Raw genomic sequence first — 13,526 nt, 5'->3', positions numbered from 1 at the left:
TCATTCCTTGGTCGAACCGGCGAGCATGCCCGACACGAGCGCGCGCTGCGAGAAGAGGAAGAGCACGAGCACCGGCAGGATCGCGATGACGATCGCGAGGGCCAGCTCGGGGCTCGTGATGTCGAGTCCGGCGCCGGCCACCGGGTTGAACGACGGCGTCGACGACAGCAGCTGGTTCAGGCCCACCTGGATCGGGAACTGACTGCTCTTCGGAAGCACCAGGTAGGGCAGGAAGAAGTTGTTCCAGTTGCCGACGAAGCTGAAGAAGGCGACGAGCGCAACGACGGGCTTCGCGAGCGGCAGTGCGATGCGGACGAAGATCTGCCACTCGTTGGCCCCGTCGATCCGCGCGGCTTCGAGCATCGAACGCTGCAGGCTCGTCGCGAAGTAGATGTACACCAGGTACACGCCGAACGGGTAGAACGAGAACGGCAGCACGACCGACCAGATGGTGCCGATCAGCCCGAACAGGTTCAGTTCGAGGAAGATCGGGAGCACGAGCGCCGACGACGGCATGATCATCACGATGAGGGTGGTCATGAGCAGGAGCTTGCGGCCGCGGAACCGTGTGAGCGCGAGCGCGTAGCCCGCGGGCACGCTCGTCACGAGGGTGAACAGCAGCGCGAGCCCCGAGTACACGGCCGAGTTGCCGAGCCACTGGAACACCGCGCCATCCTGGAAGCTCACGAGGTGGTTCCACGCAGCGCCGAGCTGCTCGAACGAACCGAACGACAGGGGCGGCTCGGAGATGAGCTCGGCGGCCGTCTTGGTGGGGGCGAGCAGCACCCAGATCGCGGGCACGACGAAGAACACGAGGAGTGCCGCGAGCACGATGACGACCACGGCCATCGACGCGAACGAACCGGTGCGGGGCCGGCGGAGACCGACCGAGGAGGCCCCGGTCGCGGAGTGCACTGCGCTCATTCTTCTTCATCCACCTTGAACAGACCCGAGCGGGTGACGAGTACGACGGCGAGGATCACGCCGATCAGCAGCAGGAACAGCGAGATCGCGGCCGCACCGTTGAAGTCGCCGTTCTGGAATGCGAAGACGTAGGCGAGCTGGTTCGGCGACCACGTCGGGCTGACGCGGCCGAGGCTCGCGGTCTGCATGAGCTGCGGCTCGACGAACAGCTGGGTGCCGGCGGCGAAGGCGAGGATCGCCATGTAGACGATCCACTTGCGGATCATGGGAATCTGCACGTGCCAGGCGGTCTTCCACGGTCCGGCGCCGTCCATTCGTGCGGCCTCGATGACCTCATCGGGGATGTTGTTGAGCGCGCCGTACATGACGACGATCCATCCGCCTGCACCGGTCCAGAAGGCGATGATCACGAAGATCACCGGCAGGTTGCCCGGGTCGAGCACCTGGGCGAACGTCTCCATGCCCATTGCGCGGAGCAGGCCCGCGGCGGGGCTCACATGCGGATCGAGCATGAACAGCCAGACGAGCACGCTCGCGACACCGGCGAGCGCGCCGGGGATGTAGTAGAGGAAGCGGAACACCGCCGACAGGCCGGGGCGCATCCGGCCGCGGAGGATCACGGCGACGACGACCGTCAGCACGATGACCGCGGTGAGCCACATCACGAGGTAGACGGTGATGTTCAGGAAGGCCGGCGCGAACCGGTAGTCCTGCATGACCTTGATGAACTGGCCGAGCCCGGTGAACTGGCCGCGGTCGTTCGTGAACGCCAGGTAGATCGCGTAGACCGTGGGGAACACGCCGAACGCGAGCAGGAACACCGTATACGGAGCGGCGAAGACGAGCCCCGCCCAGCCGGGCCGGCGGCGCTGGACGCGCCGCCGGACCCGCTGGGTTTCGACGAGGGCGGCTGCGCGCCCGGCATCGACTGCGGTCATTCGTTGACGACCGTGTATCCGACCGATTCCGCCTCATCGGTGATCGCCTGCTGCCAGGCGGGCAGCGTGTCGGTCAGGGAGGCGCCACCGGTGATGGCGGGGAGCACGACGCTCGACCAGGCGGTCGAGCTCGCGAAGCGGGTGTTCGCCCAACCGGTCCACACGGCGTCGGCGGCCACGGTGAACGCCTCGGTGATGTCGTTCGCGAAGTAGTCGCGGTTGGCCGGGTTCTCGAGCCACACCTCGGCGCCCGCGACGTAGGCGGGGTAGGTCGGGGCATCCTTCAGGTTCTCGTCCGAGGTGGTGAGCCACTCCGCGAGCGCCGTCGATGCCTCGAGGTTCTTGCTGTGGGCCGACACCATCCAGACGCCGCCACCGACGTTGCCGGTCACCGCTTCGCTCTCGCCGTCCCACTTGAGGGGCGCCGCTGCCGCGATCTGGCCGGCGGGCACCTTGAACGCGGAGTCGAAGAGGTACTTGCCGTACCACGACGGGCCGTTCGCCATGAGCACCTTGCTGCCGTCGAAGCCCTGGCTGAAGAACGCCTGGGTGGTCAACGAGCCGGCGTCGACGAGCGAGTCGAGCATGGTCGCCATGCGCGTGCACGCGGGGTCGTCGAGCGCCACCCGCAGGGTGTCCGCGGACTCCGCCTCCTGTGCCGGGCAGGCCGCCGACCAGAAGTACGACTCGTGCGAGTTGGTGTCGCCGATCGATCCCACGAGGTAGCCGGGGTGCTCGACCGCGACCTTCTCGCCGAGTGCCTGGTACTCCTCCCACGTGGTCGGAACCTCGTAGCCGAACTCGGTCATGAGGGCGTCGTTGTACCAGAGCACGACCTGCGCGATGTCGTTGCGCAGGCAGTAGGTGTTGCCGTCGGCCTCGCACGGGGTGAGCGACCCCTTCGCGAACCCGTCGAGCACCTCCTGGTCGACGAGGTCCTCGTTGAGCGGCGCAGCAAACGGCGTCTCACCGGGCGAGGTCGGCTTCGACGCCCACGTGACGTCGGTCGGCGTGCCGAAGACCACGTCGGGCCAGCCCTCATCGGTGCGGTCGAACAGCTGCACCTTCGTCTGCAGGTAGGTCGAGCCGTCGGCACCGCCGTCGTAGGTGACGATGTCCATCTTCACGTCGGGGTTCGCCTCCTGATACGCCTCGACCGAGGCGAGGCGGGTGGAGTCCGCCCAGACGACGATCTCCGAGCCGGCGACCTGCTCGACGGGCTCGAAGGTGGTGGGGCCGTCGGCCGTGGACTGCTCCGCGCTGGCGCAGCCGGCGAGCAGGGCGACGGTCGCGATCGCCGAGGCGACGAACGCGCCGCGTCGGACGACGCGGGATCGAGGGGTTGACTGCATTGTCGTTCCTTTCAAGGGGGTTGGGGGGTGAGTCATGCGACGCGGGCGAATGCCGCGACGGAGGCCGGGTAGTCGAGACCCGCTGGGAGGGCGATGCCGGGCTCGGTCGGCGCGTGCACCATGCCGTTCTCGTCGACCGCCGCCTCGCGGCGAACCGGGTTCGAGGTGACGAGCGACTCGTAATACGTGGTGTTCGAGATCGCCATGCACAGGTGCTGGTTCGGGATGTCGGAACCGTGCACCTCTGCACGGAGCCGGAACGCGTCGGCGAGGTGCGCCGTGCGCATCGCACCGGTGATGCCGCCGCGCAGGGTCGCACTGGCCCGCACGCCGAACGTGGCAGCACCCGCGGCGATGAAGTCGGCCGAGTTCATGTGCGCACCGTCGGAGGTCTCGGCGACCACGAGCGGCACCGAGACCGCGTCGGCGAGCCGGCCGTACGCGGTGATGCTGAACTCCCGCATGGGCTCCTCGTACCAGAGGTACCCGGCATCGGAGAGCGCCCGGCCGAGGCGGATCGCGTCGGGCAGGTCGAAGCCGGCCGAGCCGTCGTACATGAGCGGCACGTCGTCGCCGACGTGGGCCCTCAGTGCGAGCGCGAGCTCGGCGTCCTTCGTTGCGTCACCCCAGGCGTGCAGCTTGATGCCGCGGTAGCCGAGCGCGAGCGACTGGTCGGCGACGTCGAGGAACTCCTCGATGGTCGCGAACGTCGAGGTCGACGCGTACGCGGGAATCGAGGTGCGGAAACCGCCGAGCACACGCCACACGGGCTCGTTCGCGATGCGTCCCGCGAGGTCCCAGAGGGCGACGTCGACGAGGCCGAAGGCGGGCAGCGGCAGTTCGTGGATTCGGTCGAGCTCCCAGATCCGGTGCCAGATCCACTCGCGGTTGAGCGGATCGGCACCGATCAGCTCGGGCCGGTACACCCGCTCGACGAGATCCTCGAGCATCACCGCGGCGCCCGGGCGGGAGAAGAACGCGACGCCCTCCGCACCGCCGTCGGTGCCGATGCGGAGCACGGCTCCGTCGCCGAACGAAGGGCTGCCGGCGAGCCCCTCCCGCCACTTGAAGGGCGGGTCGGCCGCGGGCACGTGCACCCGATGGACCTCGACGTGGGTGATCTTCATTGCGTTGCTCTCTCGTTTTCGCGGTGGTGCTGGTGGTGCCCGGTCCGCGCGGGCGTTTCACCCGCGCGGACCGGTGGTTCAGTAGTCGCCGTAGACCTTGATCTCCCAGAGGCTGCCGCCGTTCCAGCTGGAGTCGGTCACGGTCAGGCGGAGGTAGCGCATGCTCACGGGTTCGTCGGCGATGCTCACGTTCTCGTGCTGGGTGGTCTTGCGCCCGGTGCGGTCGTCGAACGTCGTCCAGGTCTCGCCGTCGAGCGACGACTCGAGACGGTAGGCGTACCCCCTCGGCAGCTCGAAGACCGACACGACGCTCGAGACGTCGATCGCCGACCCGAGGTCGATCCGGATCCACGACGGGTCGGGCATGCCGATGCCCTGGGCCCACCGGGTGCCGGGGTCGCCGTCGACGGCGAGCGCAGGCAGGTTCGGCTCCGAGAACGAGGATGCGGTGACCGGACGACCCGTGGCGAGGTTCGTGTCGGCGGGCATCGTCACGGCCGTGGCGCCGCTCGGCTCGGATCGGTTCAGGGCGGCATCACGGGCGACGATCGTGAAGCTGTGCGCCGATTCGGGGGCGAGTCCGCTCAGGCGGTACGTCGTGGCGGTCGTGACGGCGACGCGCGTGTCGCCGTTCCACAGCTCGTAGCTCGCAGGGTCGCCGGCCGGAGGCGTCCAGCTCAGCTCGACGACGCTCGGCAGCAGGATGCGTGCCTTCGGGGCATCCGGAACCGCCGGAGGCTCCGTGTCCTCGTTCGGCGCGGCCTCCGCACCGTAGACCTCGAGCTCGTAGATGCTGCCGCCGTTGCCGCTCGTGCCGGTCACGTCGAGTCGCACGTAGCGACCGCGAACGGACTGCTCGAGGGACGTGTAGTTCGCCGCAGCGGTCGTGTTCTCGCCGGTGTGATCGTCGAGCGTGATCCACTCGACCTCGTCGACCGACGCCTGGAGTCGGTAGCGGTAGCCGCTCGACAGTTCGAAGGACGTGATGAGCCCGTCGATGTCGTACTCGGCGCCGAGGTCGACCTGGATCCACGACGGGTCGGGCAGCCCACGGCCCTGGGCCCACCGGGTGGAGAGGTCGCCGTCGAAGGCGAGCTCGGGAAGGTTCGCGTCGGAGAACGAGGACGCGGTGACATCCTTGCCGACCGCCGCATTGGGCGTCGCGGGCATCGTGAGCGCCGTGCCCGGGCCGGCTTCGGACTCGTTGGCCGCTGCGTCGCGGGCGGTGATGGTCACCTGGTACTCGCGACCGACCTCGAGGCCGGTCAGGCGCGCCTCGGGCTTCTTCGATGCGCTGACGAGCTCGCCGTCGAGGAACACCGAGTACCCGGTGACGGCGGTGTCGTCGTCGGCGGGCTCCCAGCTGAGCTCAGCGATGGTCGGGAAGAGAGCGGATGCCTCGATCGCACCGGGCTTCGACGGCCGAGTGGTGTCGGCGGCGGGCTCCTGCGGGTCGAGGTGGCGGTAGTCGGCCTCGAGGCCGGCATTGTTCACGACGCTCGCGGGCAGTTGCTCGCAGCCCTCGACGAGGGCGTTGTTCGCGACGAGCGAGTCGACCGTGTTGCCCTGCGTCGAGAAGCGACCGCTCGTCGTGAAGTTGCGCTGCACGTCGACGCCGATGCCGCGGTTGACGAGCAGCCACTGGAACTCGATGTCGCAGAACGCGTTGTTGAACGTGCGGTACTTGCTCGATGCCTCGTCGTGGTAGATCGCGCCGTACGCCGCATGCGGCACGTCGGTGATCAGGTTGCCCGCGACGATGCTCTCGGGCGCGTTGCTCAGCGTGTAGATCGCACCGCCATCGGCCTGCTTGCGCATGATGTCGCTGATGTGGTTGTAGCGCACGATCGTCTCGCGGCTCGGAGTGTCGGTCGGGTACGGCGTGATGCCGCCGTTCTCGGGCAGGTAGTTCTCATTGCCGCCCTTGTCGGTGAGGCCCCAGCCCCAGCCGACCGAGATGCCGCTGTAGGGCAGGTCGTAGATGCGGTTGTGCTCGATGACGGTGCGCTCGGTGTACCCGGCGAGGATTCCGACCGAGCCGCGGTAGTTCGTGGCGACGTCGGTGATGAGGTTGTTCCGCACCGTCGTGTTCTTCGTCACGGAACGCTGGTCGTCGGGGTGGTGGTCGACGATGTCGGTGCCGCCGATCTGCACGCCCGTGGCCGCGACGTCGCGGAAGACGTTGCCGATGATGTCGGTGCCCTGGGTGCCGGTGTTGAGGTTCAGGCCCACTGCGCCGAGGTGCGTGAAGACGTTGTCTTCGAAGGCGATGTCATGGCCGTAGCCGACGTTGACGGCGCCGGGGGTCTTCTTCCAGTACAGGCGCGTCGAGTCGAAGGTGGGGTTGCCCTCGCCGATCATGCGGAATCCGGCCTGTCCCTCGATGAGCCCGTCGGGGCTGCTCGGCTCGAGCCACGTCGAGTGCGAGAAGGTGAGGCCCTCGAACGCCACGTTCTTCACCGGCTTGTCGATCGTGCCGGCGAGCTCGACGAGCGACTGCACGCGCGGCAGCACGACCTCGGAGTCGTTCGGGTTCTTGCCGTCCTGCGGCAGGTAGTAGAGCCGCTGCTCGGCCTTGTCGAGGTACCACTCCCCCGGTTCGTCGAGCAGTTCATAGGCGTTCTCGAGCCAGGTGGGGTTCTGGATCTCCTGGCCCTGCTGCAGGTGGGCGTTGTGCCAGCACGGCTGCTGCATGATCATGCGGTCGGCGGTGATCGTGTCGACGAGGCAGCGCTGCAGCTTCCAGCCCCACGACGAGGCGACCTCGATGTCGCTCTGGTTCCGCCACGACTGCATCGCGGGGTCGGTGATCGCATAGCCGTTCTCGGTCTTCGAGAATCCGCCGGGGTTCTCTCCGCTTCGGGCCCGCGTCGCGGGTGCACCGTCGACGTAGAGCTGCCGCGCGTCGACCTCGCCGACGTTCGCGCTCCAGATGCCGCGCGCCTCGTCGCTGACCTTCCACTTCGTGACAGGGGTTCCGCCGCTGATCACGGGCTCTGCACCGGCTGCGGCCTCCCACGTGATGGTGCGGCCGTTGCTCCCCGAGTCGCGAGACGTGAGCGTGAAGGTGTCCTTCAGCCGGTAGGTGCCGTCGAGTAGTCGCACGTTGATGTCGGTGATCATGTGGCGGTTGACGAGCCGCACCGCGCTGCGGGCCTTCTCGAGCGTCTTGAACGGATGCTTCTTCGTGCCGAGTTGCAGGCCCTTCGCGTCGGGCGAGACGTAGATGTTCAGCGCCGGCAGCGACTTCGTCGCCGCTGGTGCCGCCCAGGCGGCATCGGCCGTGACGACCGGTGCGATGGCGACGGTGGCGGCCAGCGCGACGCCGAGCAGGCGCGCCAAAGTACGGGAGTTCTTCATCGAATTCCTTGCGTGGTGGGTGGTGGTGGTCAGTCGGTGAGCCGCGAGAACAACCGCGTGCGAATGCGGTGCTCGAACTGCGCTCTGGTGGTGTCGATGTGCGCGACCATCAGGGTCGCGGCGAGTTCGCTGTCGCCGGCCGCGATGGCCTCGGCGATCTCGACGTGCTGGGCCCCGGCGTCGGAGAGCGGGCCCGCGGCGTCGCCGTGGAAGAGCAGCACGTCGGACTGCGCTGCGAACTTGCGGGTGTTCGCGACGCTCGCCTGCAGGAAGACGTTGCCGGCCGCAGCCGCGATCGCGGTGTGGAACGCGGCGTCGGCAGCACCGAACGAGTCGATGTCGTCGGCGATTCCGGCGTCGAGCGAGGTCTTCGCCGAGTCGCGGATGGCGCGGACCTGCACGGGCGTCGCCGACGTCGCGGCCCGGCGCGCCGTCTCGGCCTCGGTGAACTGGCGGTAGTCGATCAGCATGAGCACCTGCTCCATGTCGGTCGGCTGGAAGTTCGCGAGTTCGGCGTCGGCGAGCACGCCGTTGGACTCCGCCACGAAGATGCCCGCGCCGCGGCGGACGCTCACCCGTCCGAGCGCCGAGAGCACCTTGACGGCCTCGCGAGTGACGTTGCGCGTGACGCCGAGGATCTCGGCGAGGCCCTGCTCGGTCGGCAGCCGGTCGCCGGGCCGCAGGCCCTCGGCGGCGATGTACTGCAGCAGCTGCTCGGCGACGAGCTCGTAGCCCGGCCGGTACGGAGCGACCGTCTCGCCTGCTTCATCTGCTGCGCCTGCCGCCACTGCCGCCATGGTGTCTCCTCGTCGAGCGAAATGCTTCGATGAGTATTACACAATGCGCGCCAGTCGTGCAATGAGTCGCACTACAAACGTGATTCTGTGGTGTTCACGCCCGGTACTGGAGAATGAATCAGATCTATTTGCCGAGCGGCACCCCGCCGATCAGGCGGCTCAGCTTCCAGCCGGCGAGTCCGCCGTGGCACGAACCCGCGCGTAGTGCTCGCGCACCCGGTTGCGGTTGCCGCAGTCGGAGGCGACGCACCACCGGCGATTGTGCCGCGGCGAGGTGTCGAGGAAGACCCACCCGCACTCGGCGTCGGAGCACTGGCCGAGCCGGTCGAGATCGTCGCGCAGCAGCAGGTCGACCGCGGCGAGCGCGATGCGCCGGCGAGGCAGGGCGAGGTCCACCGGGAATTCCCACGCCCATCCCGCGCCTTCGGCATCGGGGTCGAGGCGACCCGCCGCGATGGCCTCGGCGTGCGCCGCCACGAGCGGCTGGGTCGACGCGCCCTCGTACACGGCGGTGTAGATCGCCTCGCGCAGCGCGATGACCCGGGCGACTTCGGCCGCGGCATCCGACGGACGCTCTTCGACGAGACGGCTCAGCGCCGCGCTCCGCTCGTCGTCGACGAGGCCGAGCTGGTGCGCCCAGCGCTGCACATCGTCGAAGTCGACGAAGTGCTCGATGCATCGTTCGGCGCTGAGCCGCCACGACACCGTGTTGACCAGGTCGAGGGCGACGGCACCGCCGACCTGCCCGTACGTGTCGCGCGACCGCAACCGCTTCGAGGCATCCATTCGGCCAGCATAACGCCTGATTCGGGCTTTACCCATTCGATTCGGTCTGCCACTCTGTAACGCATGCAACACGAATCACCAATTAGCTTTCGGCGACGGCCATGGTCACGTGACTTTGCTCGGCTCTGGCTCACAGAGGGCGCATCCGTCGCCGCGCAGCAGGTCGCCGAACTCGCGCTCCCCCTGCTCGCGGTGCTCGTGCTGCACGCCTCGGCGATGGAGCTCGGTCTGCTGGGGGTGGCCCGCTGGCTGCCCTTCCTGCTGCTCGCCCTTCCCCTCGGGGTGCTCGTCGACCGGCATCGGCGCCGACCGCTCATCGTGACCGCCGACTGGGCGCGCGCCGTGCTCACCGTCGCGATCGTCGTCGCCGCGGTGGCGGGCGCACTGACGGTTCCGGCGCTCGCGGTGCTCGCCGCGGCGATCGGCTGCTTCACCGTGCTGTTCGAGGTCTCGTACCAGTCGGTGCTGCCGAGCGTCGTGCCGACGGCGGCGCTGCCCGGTGCGAACACGAGGCTCGCCGCGACGGCGTCGGCCGTGCAAGTCGGCGGCCCCGGACTCGGGGGCCTGCTCGTGCAGGCGGTGACGGCCCCGTTCGCGCTGCTCGTCACGGCCGGCGGGTACATCGTCTCGGCGATCTCGGTCACCGGCATCCGCGCGCCCGAGACCCCGTCGGGGCGAAGCGGCGGGTTCCTGGCCGAACTCCGCGGCGGGCTGCGTTTCGTCGCCCGCGACCGCTACCTCGTGGCGAACCTCGGCTTCTCGGCGCTCTACAACCCGTTCAGCCAGTGGATCATGGTGCTGTTCACCCTGCACGCCGTGCAGGGGCTCGGCCTCGAGGCGGCCCAGCTCGGGCTCGTCCTCGCGATCGGGGCGGTCGGCGCCCTCGCCGGCTCGGTGCTCGCCGGGCCCGCCGTGCGCCGCTTCGGCGGGGGCCGCCCGATCCTCTGGTGCGCGGCGGTCAACTGCCTCTCCCTCCTCGCCATTCCGTTCGCGGATGCTTCGTGGGGCACGCCGTGGCTCATCGCCGCGTTCGGCGCGGTGTTCGCACTGAACGGCGCCAGCACGACACTGTCGAGCGTGATCCTCGTGACCATCCGGCAGCTGCGCACGCCCGACCGGCTGCTCGGGCGGGTGAATGCGAGCATGCGCTGGGTGTCGTTCGGCACGATCGCGATCGGCGCCGCAGCGGGCGGCTTCGCCGGCGAGCTGCTCGGCACGCGGGCGGGGCTCGCGATCGGCGCCCTGCTCTGCCTCGGGTCGTTCGTGTGGGTCGCCCTCTCGCCGCTCCCCCGCATCGGCGACCCCGCCGCGCTCGCGATCGCCGAGCGACGGGAGCCCGAGCGTGCGGCCGACCACGCGGCCACTGCCGCCGGCGCGCCCGAGTGACGCACGCACGACCCAAGCCGTCAGTAGCCGCAGGTGTAGATGCTGATGCCGCTCCCGCCCCAGGCGTGGGTCCATGGGGTCGTCATGCCCGAGTCGAGACCGTAGCCGAAGTCGTTCGTGGGGAACGTCTTCACATGCCCCATCATCCCGACGCACTCCTCATACGGTCGCCAGTGCTCGTTCCAGATGAGGGGCCAGATGTCGACGGGCGTCGGCGACGGCGGCTCAGTGCTCAATGGCGGAAATGTGGGGGTCTTCCAAGTGGGCGGCCACCCGGGGCCCGACGTGCTCGTGGTCGGCGCGCCAGCGCCCGCCTCGTCCTCGTCAACGCCCTGATCCTCCAGGGCGAGTCGGGCAGCGGCCTCTGCCGACGATGCTTCGAGGGCGGCGACCGCGTCGACCCATTCACGAAGGTCGTCTGCGGCCCACGCGACGCCGAGGGCGGCCACGATCGTGCGGACTCGATCCGATGATTCGACCGATGCTGCGGCGTGCGCCGCCAGAAGGCTCTCGGTGCCGCCGATCACGCCGTCGACGAGCGTCTTCGCAGCGGATCGAGCCTCATCGGTCGCGTCGGCGAGCTCCGACCGGCGCGATTCGAGTTCATCGGCACGGTCGTCGAGGTCGCCGATCGCATCGGTCAGGTCCTTCTCGGCCGAGCGCAACTCCTCGAGAGTGGCCTCATCGCGCACCAGGACGATCGACTCGCTCGGCGCGGGCAGTGATGACGACGCGTTCGCAAGCTGCGCGAGTGCTCGCTCGACCTCCGTCCGTGCGGCGGGGTCGAAGCGCTGCGGCGGCAGCTCCAACGTCGCCGACAGCTCGGCGGCCAGCTCGGCGGCCGCCGAGACATCCGCTTCATACTGCGCACCTGCCGCGCTGACGGATGCCGCCTTCGTCTCGAGCGTGGCGGCCGACGACGTGACGTCTGCGAGAACCTGGCGGCGGTGCTCTTCTTGAACGCCGAGCGAGACTGCGACGGATGCCGCGATGCCGAGCCCGACCAGGGCGATGGCGCCGACCACGATCGTGCGCCTGTTCGCGACTCGCCGAACGATCGCCGCGAGACGCGAGAGAACGCCCGTCACGAAGGGTCCGGAGCGGAGCGGAGGTCGGGCCCACCGGCGATCATCATGGCAAGAACGTAGCAAACGCGAGGCCCACATGGGAATGGGAGGCCCGGGCGTTCGTCTTCGACCGGTTACCGCGGCGACTTCACACGGTTACGTGCGACGCCGCGGGCCGGTTACGCCTCGCACTTCGTGGGCACGAGAGAATCGCATTGCCACGATCAGAGGCTCGGCTGGTGGCGCCCAGCGATCTTCGACCGTGAACGCAGCCGGCACCGCTGGCCGATCTTCGTGCCGATCCTCGTCGCGGTCGCGGCCGTGATGAACCTCGCGGGCACCGACTGGGCCAGTTACAGCGGGGCGTTCTTCGCGGCATCCGTCGCCCTGCTGCTCGTCGGGTTCACCGAGGAGCTCGTGAACCGCGGCCTGCTGATCGTGGCACTGCGCAGCCGGCTCGGCGAGGGCTGGGTGTGGTTCCTCAGCTCGGCGCTGTTCGGGTTCTCGCACTACTCAACGTGCTGCTCGGCGCCCCCGTCGGTGACACGACCATGCAGGTCTTCGCCGCGTTCCTCGGCAGCACGGCGTTCTACATCCTGCGCCGCACGACCGGTTCGCTCATCTGGGCGATGGTGCTGCACGGCGTCTGGGACTTCTCGGTGTTCGCGACCGGGGTCGGGCACGAGGGCGACATCGCGGCCATCGCGAATGTCGCCTACCTCTTCACGGGCATCATGGGGCTCGCGTGTGTGGCCTTCGTGATCCGAGGAGCGAATGAACGGCTGGATGTCTCGCCCGCACCCGCCACAAGCGGCGCCGGCATCTCGGCCGGCTGAACGACGAACGCCCGACCCTCGAGATGAGGGCCGGGCGTTCTCACCGAAGAACGGGCGCGCGTCGGTCAGCCTGCCGACGTTCGCGCCGTACCGATCGCGGGCTCCGACGGCGCGGCATCCTCGCCCTTGCTCCGGAACGTCCAGAAGACGAACACCAGCGCGAGCCCCTGCGCGATCGTGCCGAGCAACGGCCCGAACGCGACCTGGCCCGGCGCGTGGCCGACGGCGAAGGTCGTGAAGTCCCAGGCACCGTGCAGCACCATCGCCCAGATCAGGCTCCCCGAGACGCGACGCACGATGTAGAACGCGGTGCCGCCGAGGAACGCGATGCCGATCTGCTGCAGCGTCGGCAGCAACTCCTGCCCGAAGAAGAGGTTGGTCGCGTGCATGAGCCCGAAGAGCGCGCTCGTCGAGAACCACACCCACACCTCGCGCACGGTACCGCGCAGGCTCGTGAGCAGGATGCCTCGGTTCACGAGCTCCTCGTTGAAGCCCACGAGCGCGCCGAGCAGCAGGAGCCCTGCGAGATACCCGCCGTCGATGCGCGACCAGTCGACCCCGGCGGTCAGCGAGATCACGATGGCGACGGCCATGAGCGCCGGCGCGATGATCGGCCAGGCGTGACAGCTGCGGCGCTCGTCGCGGAGCGCGGGCTTCCACCAGCCGAGCACGCTCGTCGCGACGACGAGCAGCACGGCTCCTGCGGCGAGGAACAGCACGGGCCCCCGGAAGAGCGTGTCTGCGCTGTCGCCGTATCGGTCGTAGGGCACTCCCGAGAGCAGCCCGACGGTGAAGATCACGACGACGTAGGCGATCCAGACGAGGATCCCGATCCACCAACGGGGTGCGACGCGCATGCGATTCCTTTCCTACGGAGGGTCGCCACGGCAGCGACAGCTCAGTATCCCAGCAGCACCGCCCGAGACGACGAACGCCCGGCCGTATGACGGCCG

The 13,526-nt window shown here is 69.0% G+C and carries 11 protein-coding genes and 1 pseudogene; 3 read left to right on the top strand and 9 right to left on the bottom strand.

Annotation, left to right across the window (positions count from 1 at the left end):
* The 7 genes from ACFCVM_RS18420 to ACFCVM_RS18390 all read right to left on the bottom strand — a co-directional run bounded on the left by ACFCVM_RS18420 (position 1) and on the right by ACFCVM_RS18390 (position 9,284).
* A complete protein-coding gene (locus ACFCVM_RS18420) occupies positions 1 to 924 on the bottom strand; it encodes a carbohydrate ABC transporter permease (RefSeq protein WP_375838186.1) in 924 nt (307 codons plus the stop codon).
* Entirely contained in the window at positions 921 to 1,862 is a 942-nt protein-coding gene (locus ACFCVM_RS18415; protein ID WP_375838185.1) for a carbohydrate ABC transporter permease, read from the bottom strand. Before ACFCVM_RS18415 ends, ACFCVM_RS18420 begins: the two co-directional genes overlap by 4 nt.
* On the bottom strand, positions 1,859 to 3,214 hold the full coding sequence (locus ACFCVM_RS18410; protein WP_375838184.1) for an ABC transporter substrate-binding protein: 1,356 nt from the start codon (positions 3,212 to 3,214) through the stop codon (positions 1,859 to 1,861). The genes ACFCVM_RS18415 and ACFCVM_RS18410 overlap by 4 nt, the downstream gene beginning before the upstream one ends.
* A 32-nt stretch (positions 3,215 to 3,246) precedes the next feature.
* Positions 3,247 to 4,341, bottom strand: a complete 1,095-nt coding sequence (locus tag ACFCVM_RS18405; protein WP_375838183.1) for an enolase C-terminal domain-like protein — start codon at positions 4,339 to 4,341, stop codon at positions 3,247 to 3,249.
* Positions 4,342 to 4,419: 78 nt separating this feature from the next.
* The gene (locus ACFCVM_RS18400) at positions 4,420 to 7,701 is read right to left on the bottom strand and encodes a discoidin domain-containing protein (RefSeq protein WP_375838182.1); all 3,282 of its coding nucleotides are present in this window, start codon (positions 7,699 to 7,701) and stop codon (positions 4,420 to 4,422) included.
* 29 nt (positions 7,702 to 7,730) lie between these two features.
* Positions 7,731 to 8,498 carry a FadR/GntR family transcriptional regulator gene (locus ACFCVM_RS18395; RefSeq protein WP_375838181.1) on the bottom strand — a complete coding sequence of 256 codons (768 nt, stop codon included), beginning with the start codon at positions 8,496 to 8,498 and terminating at the stop codon, positions 7,731 to 7,733.
* Between the two features lie 159 nt (positions 8,499 to 8,657).
* A complete protein-coding gene (locus ACFCVM_RS18390; protein WP_375838180.1) occupies positions 8,658 to 9,284 on the bottom strand; it encodes a CGNR zinc finger domain-containing protein in 627 nt (208 codons plus the stop codon).
* 63 nt (positions 9,285 to 9,347) lie between these two features.
* On the opposite strand from ACFCVM_RS18390, the gene ACFCVM_RS18385 reads away from it, so the two are divergent.
* On the top strand, positions 9,348 to 10,670 hold the full coding sequence (locus tag ACFCVM_RS18385) for an MFS transporter (protein ID WP_375838179.1): 1,323 nt from the start codon (positions 9,348 to 9,350) through the stop codon (positions 10,668 to 10,670).
* Between the two features lie 20 nt (positions 10,671 to 10,690).
* Here the strand turns inward: ACFCVM_RS18385 and ACFCVM_RS18380 are convergent, their stop codons facing one another.
* Positions 10,691 to 11,758 carry a hypothetical protein gene (locus ACFCVM_RS18380; protein WP_375838178.1) on the bottom strand — a complete coding sequence of 356 codons (1,068 nt, stop codon included), beginning with the start codon at positions 11,756 to 11,758 and terminating at the stop codon, positions 10,691 to 10,693.
* A 303-nt stretch (positions 11,759 to 12,061) separates the two neighbouring features.
* Between ACFCVM_RS18380 and ACFCVM_RS18375 the strand changes: the two are divergent.
* Both ACFCVM_RS18375 and ACFCVM_RS18370 read left to right on the top strand, forming a co-directional pair.
* Positions 12,062 to 12,196, top strand: a pseudogene (locus ACFCVM_RS18375) (hypothetical protein); the annotation flags it as partial.
* Between the two features lie 59 nt (positions 12,197 to 12,255).
* Positions 12,256 to 12,573, top strand: a complete 318-nt coding sequence (locus ACFCVM_RS18370) for a type II CAAX prenyl endopeptidase Rce1 family protein (RefSeq protein WP_375838177.1) — start codon at positions 12,256 to 12,258, stop codon at positions 12,571 to 12,573.
* A 65-nt stretch (positions 12,574 to 12,638) separates the two neighbouring features.
* Here the strand turns inward: ACFCVM_RS18370 and ACFCVM_RS18365 are convergent, their stop codons facing one another.
* Positions 12,639 to 13,430, bottom strand: coding sequence for a lysostaphin resistance A-like protein (locus ACFCVM_RS18365; protein WP_375838176.1), 792 nt, complete (start codon positions 13,428 to 13,430; stop codon positions 12,639 to 12,641).
* Between the last annotated feature and the right edge of the window lie 96 nt (positions 13,431 to 13,526).

It is taken from the genome of Agromyces sp. NPDC056389 (genome assembly GCF_042262385.1).
Classification (GTDB): Bacteria; Actinomycetota; Actinomycetes; order Actinomycetales; family Microbacteriaceae; genus Agromyces.
This window is presented reverse-complemented; position numbering and strand designations above follow the sequence as displayed.

Coding starts and splice junctions, on each gene's coding strand:
- ACFCVM_RS18395 (WP_375838181.1), bottom strand. CDS start 8,498: ATGGCGGCAGTGGCGGCAGGCGCAGCAGATGAAGCAGGCGAGACGGTC.
- ACFCVM_RS18420 (WP_375838186.1), bottom strand. CDS start 924: ATGAGCGCAGTGCACTCCGCGACCGGGGCCTCCTCGGTCGGTCTCCGC.
- ACFCVM_RS18405 (WP_375838183.1), bottom strand. CDS start 4,341: ATGAAGATCACCCACGTCGAGGTCCATCGGGTGCACGTGCCCGCGGCC.
- ACFCVM_RS18365 (WP_375838176.1), bottom strand. CDS start 13,430: ATGCGCGTCGCACCCCGTTGGTGGATCGGGATCCTCGTCTGGATCGCC.
- ACFCVM_RS18410 (WP_375838184.1), bottom strand. CDS start 3,214: ATGCAGTCAACCCCTCGATCCCGCGTCGTCCGACGCGGCGCGTTCGTC.
- ACFCVM_RS18390 (WP_375838180.1), bottom strand. CDS start 9,284: ATGGATGCCTCGAAGCGGTTGCGGTCGCGCGACACGTACGGGCAGGTC.
- ACFCVM_RS18415 (WP_375838185.1), bottom strand. CDS start 1,862: ATGACCGCAGTCGATGCCGGGCGCGCAGCCGCCCTCGTCGAAACCCAG.
- ACFCVM_RS18400 (WP_375838182.1), bottom strand. CDS start 7,701: ATGAAGAACTCCCGTACTTTGGCGCGCCTGCTCGGCGTCGCGCTGGCC.
- ACFCVM_RS18385 (WP_375838179.1), top strand. CDS start 9,348: ATGCAACACGAATCACCAATTAGCTTTCGGCGACGGCCATGGTCACGT.